The following is a 13,441-nucleotide window of genomic DNA, read 5'->3' as shown; positions in this document are numbered from 1 at the left end:
GCGACATGTTCGCCTCTTTTTTATTGCGCTTGCCGTTAGCTCGCCACTTGCGGGTTGACGCAGTTTTTCTCAACCTTGCCGTTCAGCGCGTCGATCAGGTTATCTACCGCGCACTCCGCCATGTTGTAGCGCGTTTCATGTGTTGCAGAACCGATGTGCGGCAGCGCCACAACATTGGGCAGCGACAGCAATGGCGAATCAACCGGCAGCGGCTCTTGCTCAAAGACATCCAGCCCGGCGGCGTGGATCTCGCCGTTTTTCAGCGCGTCGATCAGCGCTGCTTCATCAACCACCGGGCCGCGCCCGGCGTTGATAAAGATGGCCGATTTTTTCATCATCTCAAACTGCACCTTGCCAATCAGGTGATGCGTCTCGTCCGTCAGCGGCAGCACCAGGCAAACGAAATCGGACTCTTTCAGCAGCGTGTCTAAATCGCAATAGCGGGCTTGGAAGCGCTCTTCCGCCTCGGTGTGGTGGCGACGTGCGTTGTAAAGGATTGGCATGCCGAAACCGAAGTGTGCGCGCTGTGCCAGCGCAAGGCCGATGCGCCCCATGCCGATAATACCCAGCGTTTTATGGTGCACATCAATGCCAAACCAGTCTGGGCCAATGCCGGATGTCCATTCGCCCACTTTCACCCGCTCGGCCACTTCCACCACACGGCGCGCGCTGCTCAGAACCAGCGCCATGATGGTATCGGCGACCGTTTCCGTCAGCACGGTCGGGGTGTGCATCAGCAGGATTTTACGCGCGTTCAGCGCATCCACATCAAAGTTGTCATAGCCTACCGAGATAGTCGACGTGGCGCGTAGCTGCGGCATTTTTTCCAGCAGTTCGCTGTCCACTTTTTCACTGGAACCCAGCAACCCTTGCGCACTGGCGAAGGCGTCGGCGTGTTGCGCCACCGTTTCCGGTTTCAGGTTCGCCACGCGGGTCACGGTGAAATGCGTTTCCAGACGTTGCAGCAAATCATCGGGCAAGGCTTTGTACAGGATGATGGATGGCTTCATGCGGTTCTCCCTTGTGATGGTGCGCCTGCCGGAATCTGCTTATTGTTAGCAGGCTTAACAATTAAAGTAAGCCACACGGAGGCAAAAAGCGCCACCCCCATGAAAATGTACGACGCGGACGGGCTGCCGGTTGCGCCGTTGAGATAACCCACCACCCAGGAGCCGCAGAAAGAGCCCAGCGCGCCCATACTGTTGATGAGCGCCATCGCCCCACCGGCGACGTTGCGCGGCAGCATTTCAGGAATAATGGCGAAGAAAGGCCCATAAGGGGCGTACATCGCCGCGCCAGCAACCACCAGCAGTGAATAAGAGACCCAGAAGTGGTTCGCGCCAACCGCCCACGAGCCGATAAAAGCAAACGCGCCAATCAGCAGCAGCGGCCAGACGAACAGTTTACGGTTTTGCAGCTTGTCCGATGCCCACGAGGCGAGGAGCATCGCCAGCGTCGCTGCCAGATAAGGCACGGCGGAGAGCCAGCCGACTTCCACCATGCCCAGGTTTTCACCGCCGCTGCGAATAATCGACGGCAGCCACAGGACAAAACCATAGACACCAATACTCCAGGCGAAATATTGCAGGCACAGCAGCACTACATTGCGGGAGCGGAAGGCTTCGCTGTAGTTGCGTACCGCTTTGATGCCCTGCTGCTCTTTATCAAGCTGGGTTTGCAGCGCGGTTTTTTCATCACTCGACAGCCAGTTCACCTGCGCGGGTTTGTCTTTTACCAACACCCACCAGCAGAACGCCCAAATCACCGCCGGAATACCTTCGATAATGAACATTTCGCGCCAGCCGAAGGACTGGATCAAATAACCGGACACCACCGACATCCACAGCACGGTCACCGGGTTACCGAGGATCAGGAACGTGTTCGCGCGTGAACGTTCGGATTTGGTAAACCAGTTGCTGATATAGATAAGCATCGCGGGCATCACGGCGGCTTCCACCACGCCGAGGATAAAACGAATGGCGGCAAGCATTGGGATATTACTCACCATGCCGGTTAACGACGCGCAACCGCCCCACAGGATCAGGCAGATAAAGATCAGCTTACGTACACTGCGGCGTTCGGCGTACACCGCACCGGGGATCTGGAAAAAGAAGTAGCCAAGAAAGAACAGCGCGCCTAACAGCGAGGAGACACCTTTGGTGATGCCTAAATCGTCGTTAATCCCGGCAGCGGAAGCAAAGCTAAAGTTGGCGCGATCGAGATAGGCCAGGCTGTAGGTAATGAACACGATTGGCATGATATACAGCCAGCGTTTTGTTGAATTTGTAGCGTTCATAAGGTTGCCTCTGTGGTTGAGGTGGTAACCGCCTGTTTGTAGGGTACAGTGCGGTAAATCATGTTTGGCGGCGGGGGGCGTTACAGCGCGCCCAGCTCCGCACGGGTTGGCAATCCTTCGCTGTCGCCCGGCACCTGGATAGCCAGCGCGCCGATGGTGTTACCGCGGCGCACCGCTTCGGGCAAGGTTTTGCCTTCCAGCAGGGCGCTTATTACTCCTACGGCGAAGCCGTCCCCGGCACCGACCGTATCGACGACGTTCTCCACTTTTACTGGCGCAACGGCGCCCTGTTCTCCGCTGGCGGTTTTAAACCATGCGCCATCGGCACCGGTTTTGATCACCACCGCTTTGACGCCGCGTTGCAGATAGAAATCGGCAATCCCTTCCGGCGTGTTTTCGCCCGTCAGGATGAAGCCCTCTTTCAACCCTGGCAGAACCCAGTCGGCCTGGAAGGCGAGACGGTTGAGTTTTTCCACCATCTCCGCTTCGCTTTTCCACAGCACCGGTCGCAGGTTAGGGTCAAACGAGATGGTTTTGCCCTGCGCTTTCATGCTCCGCGCCGCATGTTCGAGCAATGCGTAAGAAGAGACGGACAGCGCGGCCGCCACGCCGCTGAGGTGTAAATGACGGGCGTCGTTAAACAGCGCTGCGTGAAAATCGTCTGTTGAGAGGTGGCTGGCCGCCGAGCCTTTACGGAAGTACTCTACGATGGGATCGGTTCCATTTTCGGCTTTAGATTTCAGTTGAAAACCGGTGGCATAACGCCCGTCGAGCGTCACGCCAGCAGTACCGATGTTTTCTTTACGCAGCGTAGTGAGGATAAAGCGCCCGAAGCTGTCATCGCCGACGCGGCTTACCCAACTGACCTGCAAACCCAGGCGCGCCAGCCCGGTGGCGACATTCAGCTCTGCGCCTGCCGCCCGCTTGATAAACTGCCCGGCATCGGCCAGATCGCCGGTTTCGGTAGCGACAAACATCGCCATCGCTTCGCCAATCGTGATGACATCCAGCGGCTTATGCATGGTGGGGCTCCTCGCGTAACAAATTAACGTAATGACGGGTAACGGCGGTCAGATCCTCGCCCTCGAGCGGGAATTCGATACCGCGCGGCGCATCGGCCGGTAAGTTATTCAGCAGCGCCAGCCAACGGGCATCGGCAGTATCCGGCGGTACGGCACGGAAACTGTCGCCATGTGTCACGGCGGCTTTGACATGGATATAACTGACCGCTGGCGCTAACTGGCGTGCGGCTTCTTCGGGGTGTTCGCCAACCCATAGCCAGTTACCGGTATCGAAGGTCAGGCTCACCGGCAAGGCAAGCGTGTGGCAGGCGGCTTTAAAGCGCAGCATTGGCGCGAGTTTGCCGCAGGCGGTCTGGTCGTTTTCCACCACCAGCGGCACCGGACTGGTCGCCAGCCAGTCGCGCAGCGTTTCCAGGGCAGCATTGTGGCGAAAGTGGCCGAGCGAAACTTTCAGCCACTGAGCTTTCAGCGTCCGCGCTTCTGCCAGCAAGGCCGGTAAGCGCGGGTTCAGTGCGCCATCCGCTTCGAACAGCGCTTCCGGCGCGGAATAACAGACTTGCAGATTGTGCAGGTCGATGGCGAAGGCCAGCGAGGCCAGATGGGTTAACGCCTCTTCGCTTAACAGTTCGCGGCGGATCTCAACGCCGTCGGCTCCGGCTTCGGCAATAATCGGCAGCAGGGCAATTTGCCCGCCCAGCGCCTCGATTTGCGTGTGGCCGTAAGCGGCGGTGACGACGATAATTTTTCTCTGCATTGTCCGACTCCCGGGCGACTTTCTCGCTTTCGTATGTCTTTAACGCTAGATGGAACCGGTTCCAAAGAAAAGATCGCTGTGCCGGAAGTATGATCCTCATCACGAAGGTTATTTAACGCGCTGTGGAACCGCGAACGATCAGTTCGCCGGAAAAAACCTGTTCACGAACCTTGTCGCTGTGGCCTTCAATGCGCCGCACGACTTGCTCGACGGCGGCAAAGCCAATTTGCCAGGTCGGTTGTTTGAGGGTGGTGATGCCAACGCCTGCCAGCTCGGCCCACTCCAGTTCATCAAAACCGAGCAGACCAATGTCGCTGCCCCAGTTCAGACCGATACGTTTTAGTGAACGCGCCACTTGCAGAGTGAGTGCGCCGTTGGCGGAGATAACGGCTTTGCGCATTCCCCGGTGGCTGGCGTGGAACTGGCGCAGGGTATTATCGAGTTGCGCGGCTTCATGCAGCACAATTTCGGCGTTTTCCGCCACCATGCCGGGATAACGGGCAAGCGTTGCGCGAAAGGCGGCCAGCCGTTCTCGGCGGGTATTCACCGAGCCCAGCGGTTCGCTCAGGAACAGCAGCGCTTCAAAACCCTGTTCAATCAGGTGCTCGGTGGCGGTCGTGGCAGCCTGAGTGTTGTCCAGCCCAACCACATCGCAGGCGAAATCGGGAATTTTGCGGTCAATCAGCACCATCGGCAGTGAAGATTGTTGCAGGCGGTTTAGCCCCTCTTCACGCATCCCTACGGCGTTAACCACAATGCCTTCCACCTGGTAACTGCGCAGCAGGTCAAGATAATGCAGTTCCTGATCCACTTCGTTGTTGGTGTTACACACCAGCGGCGTGAACCCTTTTTCGCGACAGGCGGCTTCAATGCCACTCAGCACATGCACGGAGTAGGGGTTGGTGATATCCGCGATGATCAGGCCAATCAAGCGGGTGCGGCCGCGCTTTAACCCACGAGCCATCAGGCTTGGACGGTAGTCGAGATCGGCCACCGCCTGCTCGATACGTGCCAGCAGCGCGGCGGAAAGCAGATGTTTTTCACCATTCAGGTAGCGTGAAATACTGGTTTTTCCCGTTTTTGCCGCTTTCGCGACATCACTGATTGTTGGCCGCGCCGTTTTTGCCATGATTGCTTCCCTCGCCGTGAATGGTTGCCCACACCTTAGCGCGAAATAGCGCGCAATCAAGCACTAAGCGAGGCTTATCACCTGCAGTGTGAGCGTAATGACGTTTAATTCTTTGCTATCGCGCTGCCGCTGTGGATGATAGAGCGCAAAACAAAATCGACACCACCTGCAATCAATCCAGGAGCGCGCGTTGGCAAACTCTGCAATCAAAACTGTTCTCACGGCTGCCCACTGGGGGCCGATGCTGGTCGACACCGACGGCGAAAACGTGCTCGCTTCGCGCGGCGCGCTGCCGACGCGTCACCCCAACTCACTGCAAACTGTTGTGCAGGATCAGGTGCATAGCCCAACGCGCGTGCGCTACCCGATGGTGCGTAAAGGTTTTCTCGCTTCGCCTTCCAGCCCGCAGGGTGTGCGCGGGCAGGATGAATTCGTGCGCGTGAGCTGGGATGAGGCGCTGACGCTGATTCATCAGCAGCACCAGCGCATCCGTGAAACCTATGGTCCCTCGTCGATTTTCGCCGGTTCTTATGGCTGGCGCTCCAACGGCGTGCTGCACAAAGCGGCGACCTTGTTGCAACGCTATATGAGCCTTGCCGGAGGCTATACCGGGCATCTGGGCGATTACTCTACTGGTGCGGCGCAGGCTATCATGCCGCATGTCGTTGGCGGCAACGAAGTCTATCAGCAGCAGACCAGCTGGCCGCTTATTCTTGAGCATAGCGATGTGGTGGTGCTGTGGAGCGCTAACCCGCTCAACACGCTGAAAATTGCCTGGAATGCCAGCGACGAGCAGGGCATCCCCTATTTCGACGCGCTGCGCAAAAGCGGCAAGCGGGTGATCTGTATCGATCCGATGCGTTCGGAAACCGTTGATTTCTTTGGCGACAGCATGGAGTGGATTGCGCCACACATGGGAACCGATGTCGCGCTGATGCTCGGTATTGCGCATACGCTGGTGGAAAATGGCTGGCAGGATGCGGATTTCCTCTCCCGCTGCACTGTCGGGTTCGACACGTTCTCTGCCTACCTGACGGGTGAGCGTGACGGTGTGGCAAAAACCGCCGAGTGGGCGGCAGAGATTTGCGGCATTACTGCCGACAAAATTCGCGAACTGGCAGCACTTTTCCACGAAAACACCACCATGCTGATGTCTGGCTGGGGAATGCAGCGCCAGCAGTTCGGCGAGCAAAAACACTGGATGCTGGTGACGCTGGCGGCCATGCTGGGACAAATCGGCACACCCGGTGGCGGTTTTGGTCTCTCTTACCATTTCGCCAACGGCGGCAACCCAACGCGCCGCGCGGCGGTGCTGGCCTCGATGCAGGGCACGGTGAAAGACGGCATTGATGCGGTGGATAAAATCCCCGTTGCGCGCATTGTTGAAGCGCTGGAAAACCCCGGCGCGCCGTATCAGCACAACGGTATGGACAGGCACTTCCCGGATATTCGCTTTGTCTGGTGGGCGGGCGGTGCGAACTTTACCCATCATCAGGATACCAACCGGCTGATTCGCGCCTGGCAAAAACCGGAGCTGGTGGTGATTTCCGAATGCTTCTGGACAGCGGCGGCGAAACACGCGGATATCGTGCTGCCAGCAACCACCTCGTTTGAGCGTAACGATCTCACCATGACCGGTGATTACAGCAATCAGCATCTGGTGCCGATGAAGCGCGTGGTCGCGCCGCAATATGAAGCGCGCGATGACTGGGAAGTATTTGCTGAGCTGAGCGAACGCTGGGAACCGGGCGGCCGCGCGCGTTTTACCGAAGGCAAAAGTGATCTGCAATGGCTGGAGACGTTTTACAACATCGCAGCCGAGCGCGGTGCCAGCCAGCAGGTGACGCTGCCGCCGTTCGCCGAGTTCTGGCAGGCGAATCAGCTTATTGAAATGCCGGAGAGCGAGCAGCATGCGCGCTTCGTTCGCTTTGCGGATTTCCGTCGCGATCCGCAAGCTAACCCGTTGAAAACGCCGAGTGGAAAAATCGAAATTTTCTCCGAGCGGATTAACAGCTTCGGTTATGCCGATTGTCCGCCACACCCAATGTGGCTGGAGCCGGACGAATGGCACGGCAACGCACAACCGCAGCAGTTACAGGTATTGTCTGCGCATCCGGCGCATCGCCTGCACAGCCAGCTTAACTATTCCCGCTTACGGGAAACGTATGCCGTTGCTGGTCGCGAACCTGTCACGCTGCATCCTGCCGATGCGAAAGCGCGCGGGATTGTTGCTGGTGATGTGGTGCGTGTGTGGAATCAGCGTGGGCAGGTGCTGGCGGGCGCGGTGGTAACCGACGGGATTAAACCTGGCGTGATTTGTATTCACGAAGGCGCGTGGCCGGATCTGGACCCTGCTGCGGGCGGCATCTGTAAAAACGGTGCGGTGAATGTGCTCACTAAAGATTTGCCCAGCTCACGGCTGGGCAATGGTTGCGCCGGGAATACGGCGCTGGCGTGGGTAGAGAAATATCAGGGGCCGGCGCTTACGCTGACGGCGTTTGATCCGCCTGCCAGTTCATGATCCACGTCGGGTGGCGGGTTTCTTCCTGCCAGGCGCTATCTTCGATACGAAAGCCCTGCGCATGGTAGAAGTTCACTGCCCGCACGTTTTTCTGATACACCTCAAGGCTTAGCCAGTTAAAGCGCTGTTTGGCGTGATCCATCAGCGCTTTGCCAATGCCGCGACCAATGGCGGCGGGGCGCACAAACAGCGCCCCGATAAACTGCGCGTCCATCACACTGATAAAGCCTTGCAGCTCGCCGTTCTCTTCCCAGACCCAGGTTTTTGCCACCGGCAAATACGCGTCACGCACTAGCGCTTCGCTGTCCTGCCAGTAACGCACATCAATAAACGGATGGGCAAAGCTTGTGCTCTCCATCCACAGCGTGAGCAACGGCGACAGATCCTTGCTACGCCACGCGCGGATCATGCTTTCCTCCGGGGTGACAGAAACAGCCGGTAATATGGTCGTTGACCAGCCCGCACGCCTGCATAAATGAGTAGCAAATGGTGGTGCCGACAAATTTGAAGCCGCGTTTTTTCAGCGCTTTTGATAACGCATCTGACGCCGGAGTGGAGGTGGGGATTTCCACAAGCGTGGCGGCCTGAGTGAGTTGCGGGATGTTATCAACAAAACCCCAGACAAATTCTGAAAATGGCTCGCCGTTTTGCGCCATCGCCAGGTATGCGCGGGCGTTGCCGATGATGGCTTCAATCTTGCCGCGATGACGAATAATACCGGCGTCTTGCAGCAGAGTTTCTACCTCTTCAGCGGTCATTGCCGCGACGCGTTCAGGATCAAACTGGTGGAAAGCTTTGCGGTAGTTTTCCCTTTTTTTCAAAACGGTAATCCACGATAACCCCGCTTGTTGCCCCTCAAGGCAGATCATCTCGAACAGCTTTTTACCGTCCTTTTGCGCAACCCCCCACTCGGTATCATGGTAAGCGAGATAAAGCGGATCCTGAGTAACCCAACCACAACGCTGCATATCCTTACTCCGTCTGTGATATGTAAAATAAACCTCTGCCTGTCTTGACGCGCACCCCAGAAAGACAATATTTATTAAAGGGTCTTGACCCTAACAAACAACGATAACAATTACGCCGAATTCGGCTCTTCTCTGGAGTCGCAACTTGATGAAAATAAACCGCAGTGGCCTTTCGCTGGTGCTGCTGCCTGCTTGTCTGCTTTTTTGCCAGACGGCAGCGGCCTGGCAGCAAGAATACAGTGGCAGCGACAAACTGAATGTGACCGCCGAACGCTACACCTGGGATAGCGATCGGCAGCCGCGCTATAACGACATTCTTGAAGAGCGCATCCGCTCGACGCAAAATTTGCCCGGCGTGGCGTTTAATCTGCCCGATGAAACCCCGCTAGATTCCATTAGCACCATGAGCATTGGCCTGAATATTCCGCTGGCAAGCCGCGTGACCACCGGCCCGGTTGCGGCGTGGCATTACGATGGCTCAATGACCTCAATGTATAACGAATTTGGCGACAGCGCGACCACCATGCAGTACAGCGATCCGCTGTGGCACGCCAGCGTAAGCTCGCTCGGCTGGCGCGTGGATAGCCGATTTGGCGACCTTCGCCCGTGGGCGCAAATCAGTTTCAACCAGCAATTTGGCGAAAATGTCTGGAAGAGTCAGTCCGGGCTTTACCGCTTAACCGCCGCCAACCAATACGGTAACTGGATGGATGTGACACTCGGTGCGGACATGCTGTTGAATCCGCATCTGGCGGCTTATGCGGCAATGTCGCAGTCGGAAAATGCCACCTTTGGGCAAAATTATCTTTACAGCATGGGCGTAAGCGCACGTTTCTGATCTCTATTTAAAACAAACTTTTTACACTTAAGAAACAATCGTCGCGCCTTTTAGCGCGATAGTATGTACTAACTCACATTTACGATTCGGCGCGGGACGTGTTGCCCGTGCCATTCATTCCCGCTTACGTGCATTTCATTCCTTCTGACGCGCATTTCATGCCTTTTTTAACCAGGTGTGAAATGCGCTTCGTTATTGTTGTCGGCAGTGAATTCCTTCTCTTTCTTTGCAGGACGACTGCCATGAATACACCATCTGCTAATCGCACTCGCTGGCTGACACTGTTCGGCACCATTATTACGCAGTTTGCATTAGGGTCTGTTTATACCTGGAGCCTGTTTAATAGCTCGCTTTCCGAAAAACTGGGCGAGCCGGTAAGCCAGGTGGCTTTCTCGTTTGGCCTGCTGAGCCTTGGTCTGGCGCTCTCTTCTTCTGTCGCCGGGAAATTACAGGAACGTTTTGGCGTAAAACGCGTCACTATCGCTTCCGGTCTGCTACTGGGGCTGGGTTTCTTCCTGACTGCGCACTCCAGCAACCTGCTGATGTTGTGGCTGAGCGCCGGTGTGTTGGTCGGTCTGGCGGACGGTGCAGGTTACCTGCTGACGCTTTCCAACTGCGTGAAGTGGTTCCCGGAACGCAAAGGGCTGATCTCCGCGTTCTCTATCGGTTCTTATGGCCTTGGCAGCCTGGGTTTTAAATTTATCGACAGCCAGCTGTTAGCCAGCGTCGGCCTGGAAAGTACATTTATGATCTGGGGCGCGATTGTGCTGGTAATGATCGTTTTTGGCGCGATGCTGATGACCGATGCGCCGCTGCAAAAAGTCTCGACGGTGAATGGCGTGGTAGAAAACGACTTCACCCTGGCGCAGTCAATGCGTAAACCGCAGTACTGGATGCTGGCGGTGATGTTCCTGACCGCCTGCATGAGCGGCCTGTATGTGATTGGTGTGGCGAAAGATATTGCGCAGGGCATGGTACATCTGGATGTCGCGACCGCGGCAAATGCGGTAACCGTGATTGCCATCGCTAACCTGAGTGGCCGCCTGGTGCTTGGCGTGCTGTCTGACAAAATTGCCCGCATCCGTGTGATTACGCTGGGCCAGGTGATTTCTCTGGTCGGTATGGCGGCGCTGCTTTTCGCACCGCTAAATGCCATGACCTTCTTCATGGCGATTGCCTGCGTTGCCTTTAACTTCGGCGGCACAATTACCGTGTTCCCGTCGCTAGTGAGCGAGTTCTTCGGCCTGAACAATCTGGCGAAAAACTACGGTGTGATTTATCTGGGCTTCGGTATCGGCAGTATCTGCGGGTCGATTATTGCTTCGCTGTTTGGCGGCTTTTATGTCACCTTCTGCGTCATCTTCGCCCTGCTGATTGTTTCCCTGGCGCTCTCTACCACCATTCGCCAGCCGCAACGCCGCGTTTACAAAGAAGCACACGCCTGAAAGTAAAATTGTGCAGAAACCGCCGCAATGTCGGCGGTTTTTCTGTATCTGCCGCACACTCCCGCCAGAGCGACTATCCTTATTGGTCAGGTTCTACCTACTAAAGGAGTCTCAAATGTCTTTAGAAAAAGTGGTTTATCGTGCGAAAGCGAAAGCAACCGGGGGCCGCGATGGCCGTGCAACCTCTTCTGATGGCGTGCTGGATGTGAAGCTGGGCGTGCCGAAAGAGATGGGCGGCGCGGGCGGTGAAGTGACCAACCCCGAGCAGCTTTTTGCCGCAGGTTATTCCGCCTGCTTCCTTGGAGCGCTGAAACATGTTGCGTCGGTAGAGAAAAAGAAAGTGCCGCAAGATGCTTATATTGAAGGGCAGGTAGGCATTGGCCCGTTGCCGACCGGTTTTGGCATTGAAGCGCAGCTGGATATTCACCTGCCAGGCATGGATCACCAGGAAGCGGAAGCGCTGGTGCAGAAAGCACACATCGTTTGCCCGTACTCGAATGCGACCCGTGGCAATATTGATGTGAAGCTGAACGTGATCACCTCCTGATAGCCCATCTCTGTTACGGTTTTCTGACCCCGGCCATATTTTTTTGTAAATATATGGCCGGTTAGCACTTCCTCATGACACTTTTTCCCGCCGCTATGGTCTACTTAGCGCGCTTTAGGAGTTTCCGGGAAAAACTTCCTGCGCGACTTATCACCCTGCGGACGTTAGCGAATAACGCTCGCCAGGTGTTTTTTTCTTCCTTCAGAGTTGCTTGCATGACTTTTATCAAAGCGATGACGCAGCAGAAGCTGAGCTTCCTGCTGGCGATATATATCGGTCTGTTTATGAATAGCGCTGTGTTCTACCGTCGATTCGATGGTTACGCACAAGCGTTCACCGTTTTGAAAGGACTCTCTGCGGTTGTTGAGCTTATTGGTACGGTGCTGGTCACCTTCTTTTTGCTCCGCCTTTTGTCGCTGCTGGGCCGCCGGGTTTGGCGTGTGCTGGCGTCGCTGGTGGTTATTTTCTCCGCGGCCGCCAGCTATTACATGACGTTTCTCAACGTGGTGATTGGTTACGGCATTATCGCCTCGGTGATGACCACGGATATCGATCTCTCCAAAGAGGTGGTGGGCTGGCAGCTTATCGTTTGGGTAGTGCTGGTCAGCGCGCTGCCGTTGCTTTCTATCTGGAGTAACCGCTGTCGTGACACATTGCTGCGCCAGTTGAGTACGCCGGGCGCGCGCATTCGCAGCGTGAGCATCGTGTTGCTGGCCGGTTTAATGGTCTGGGGGCCGATTCGCCTGCTTGATTTGCAGCAGAAAAACTCGGAGCGGACGTCCGGTGTCGATATGCCAAGCTACGGCGGCGTGGTGGCAAACTCTTATCTGCCGTCGAACTGGCTTTCGGCGCTGGGCTTGTATGCCTGGGCGCAGGTGGATGAATCGTCCGACTACAAATCGCTGATCAACCCGGCGAAAAAATTTACCTATGTCGCGCCGAAAGATATCGATGACACCATGGTGGTGTTTATTATCGGCGAGACCACTCGCTGGGATCATATGGGGATGCTGGGCTATTCCCGTGATACCACGCCGAAACTGGCGCAGGAGAAAAACCTGGTGGCGTTCCGTGGTTACTCCTGTGATACCGCGACCAAACTCTCTCTGCGCTGTATGTTTGTGCGTGAGGGCGGGGCGGATGATAACCCGCAGCGCACGCTGAAAGAGCAAAACGTCTTTGCGGTACTGAAGCAGCTCGGTTTTTCCAGCGATTTGTACGCTATGCAGAGCGAGATGTGGTTCTACAGCAACACCATGGCCGACAACATTGCGTATCGCGAGCAGATTGGCGCCGAGCCGCGCAACCGTGGCAAAAACGTCGATGATATGCTGCTGATTAATGAGATGCAGGCTTCTCTGGATAAAGGCACTCCCGGTAAGCGCTTGATTATTATGCATACCAAAGGCTCGCACTTTAACTACACGCAGCGCTATCCGCGCAGCTTTGCGAAATGGACGCCAGAATGTGTCAGCGTGGATGATAAGTGCAGTAAGGAAGAGCTGATTAACTCCTTCGATAACTCGGTGACGTATGTGGATCACTTTATCGATACGGTGATTGATAAGGTGCGCGATCGCAAAGCGATTGTGTTCTATGCGGCCGATCACGGTGAGTCGATCAATGAGAAAGAGCATCTGCACGGTACACCACGCAAAATGGCGCCGCCGGAACAATTCCGCGTGCCGATGATGGTCTGGATGTCGGACAAATATTTGCAGGATCCGCAGAAGGCGCAGATGTTCGCGCAGCTCAAGCAGCAGGCGGCATTTAAAACGCCGCGCCGCCATGTTGAGCTGTATGACACCATCATGGGATGCCTGGGTTATACCTCGCCGAACGGCGGGATTAATGAGAACAACAACTGGTGCCATTTGCCGTCGCAGGCGGCGAAATAAGCCGCTTGCTGGCTTTATCACCA

At 56.1% G+C, this 13,441-nt stretch carries 12 protein-coding genes; 5 read left to right on the top strand and 7 right to left on the bottom strand.

What is annotated here, in order from left to right:
• Window positions 1-35: 35 nt before the first annotated feature.
• From ghrB to ACFX4U_RS07875, 5 genes are all read right to left on the bottom strand, one after another.
• The gene (gene ghrB / locus ACFX4U_RS07895; protein ID WP_313509431.1) at window positions 36-1,010 is read right to left on the bottom strand and encodes a glyoxylate/hydroxypyruvate reductase GhrB; all 975 of its coding nucleotides are present in this window, start codon (window positions 1,008-1,010) and stop codon (window positions 36-38) included.
• Window positions 1,007-2,296 (bottom strand): MFS transporter, encoded by a 1,290-nt coding sequence (locus tag ACFX4U_RS07890; protein ID WP_313509428.1) that lies wholly within the window; start codon window positions 2,294-2,296, stop codon window positions 1,007-1,009. The genes ghrB and ACFX4U_RS07890 overlap by 4 nt, the downstream gene beginning before the upstream one ends.
• Window positions 2,297-2,376: 80 nt before the next feature.
• Complete coding sequence (locus tag ACFX4U_RS07885; protein ID WP_313509425.1) at window positions 2,377-3,318, bottom strand: sugar kinase; 942 nt, start codon at window positions 3,316-3,318, stop codon at window positions 2,377-2,379.
• A complete protein-coding gene (locus ACFX4U_RS07880; RefSeq protein ID WP_313509422.1) occupies window positions 3,311-4,072 on the bottom strand; it encodes a sugar phosphate isomerase/epimerase in 762 nt (253 codons plus the stop codon). The genes ACFX4U_RS07885 and ACFX4U_RS07880 overlap by 8 nt, the downstream gene beginning before the upstream one ends.
• A 112-nt stretch (window positions 4,073-4,184) precedes the next feature.
• Window positions 4,185-5,201: a LacI family DNA-binding transcriptional regulator gene (locus ACFX4U_RS07875; RefSeq protein ID WP_313509419.1), complete on the bottom strand. Its 1,017-nt coding sequence runs from the start codon at window positions 5,199-5,201 to the stop codon at window positions 4,185-4,187.
• 190 nt (window positions 5,202-5,391) lie between these two features.
• On the opposite strand from ACFX4U_RS07875, the gene ACFX4U_RS07870 reads away from it, so the two are divergent.
• Entirely contained in the window at window positions 5,392-7,722 is a 2,331-nt protein-coding gene (locus ACFX4U_RS07870; RefSeq protein ID WP_313509416.1) for a molybdopterin guanine dinucleotide-containing S/N-oxide reductase, read from the top strand.
• Here the strand turns inward: ACFX4U_RS07870 and ACFX4U_RS07865 are convergent.
• Together ACFX4U_RS07865 and tag are read right to left on the bottom strand one after the other, a co-directional pair.
• Window positions 7,685-8,131 (bottom strand): N-acetyltransferase, encoded by a 447-nt coding sequence (locus tag ACFX4U_RS07865; protein ID WP_175273639.1) that lies wholly within the window; start codon window positions 8,129-8,131, stop codon window positions 7,685-7,687. The genes ACFX4U_RS07870 and ACFX4U_RS07865 overlap by 38 nt on opposite strands.
• Complete coding sequence (gene tag / locus ACFX4U_RS07860) at window positions 8,112-8,690, bottom strand: DNA-3-methyladenine glycosylase I (RefSeq protein ID WP_313509414.1); 579 nt, start codon at window positions 8,688-8,690, stop codon at window positions 8,112-8,114. Before tag ends, ACFX4U_RS07865 begins: the two co-directional genes overlap by 20 nt.
• 148 nt (window positions 8,691-8,838) lie before the next feature.
• Here tag and ACFX4U_RS07855 point away from each other — a divergent pair, with 148 nt between their 5' ends.
• The 4 genes from ACFX4U_RS07855 (at window position 8,839) to eptB (ending at window position 13,418) form a co-directional block, all read left to right on the top strand.
• Window positions 8,839-9,528 (top strand): autotransporter domain-containing protein, encoded by a 690-nt coding sequence (locus ACFX4U_RS07855; RefSeq protein WP_200551243.1) that lies wholly within the window; start codon window positions 8,839-8,841, stop codon window positions 9,526-9,528.
• Window positions 9,529-9,770: 242 nt separating this feature from the next.
• The gene (locus ACFX4U_RS07850) at window positions 9,771-10,973 is read left to right on the top strand and encodes an MFS transporter (protein ID WP_200551244.1); all 1,203 of its coding nucleotides are present in this window, start codon (window positions 9,771-9,773) and stop codon (window positions 10,971-10,973) included.
• Window positions 10,974-11,088: 115 nt separating this feature from the next.
• Window positions 11,089-11,520 carry an organic hydroperoxide resistance protein gene (locus tag ACFX4U_RS07845; RefSeq protein WP_007369567.1) on the top strand — a complete coding sequence of 144 codons (432 nt, stop codon included), beginning with the start codon at window positions 11,089-11,091 and terminating at the stop codon, window positions 11,518-11,520.
• Window positions 11,521-11,735: 215 nt separating this feature from the next.
• Window positions 11,736-13,418 (top strand): kdo(2)-lipid A phosphoethanolamine 7''-transferase, encoded by a 1,683-nt coding sequence (eptB, locus tag ACFX4U_RS07840; protein ID WP_305734713.1) that lies wholly within the window; start codon window positions 11,736-11,738, stop codon window positions 13,416-13,418.
• The last annotated feature ends 23 nt before the right edge of the window (window positions 13,419-13,441 follow it).

The sequence above is a fragment of the Kosakonia sp. YIM B13588 genome, from assembly GCF_042788165.1.
Taxonomy (GTDB): Bacteria; Pseudomonadota; Gammaproteobacteria; order Enterobacterales; family Enterobacteriaceae; genus Kosakonia; species Kosakonia sacchari.
The sequence above is the reverse complement of the archived record's forward strand: the minus strand, read 5'-3'. Positions and strand labels throughout refer to the sequence as shown.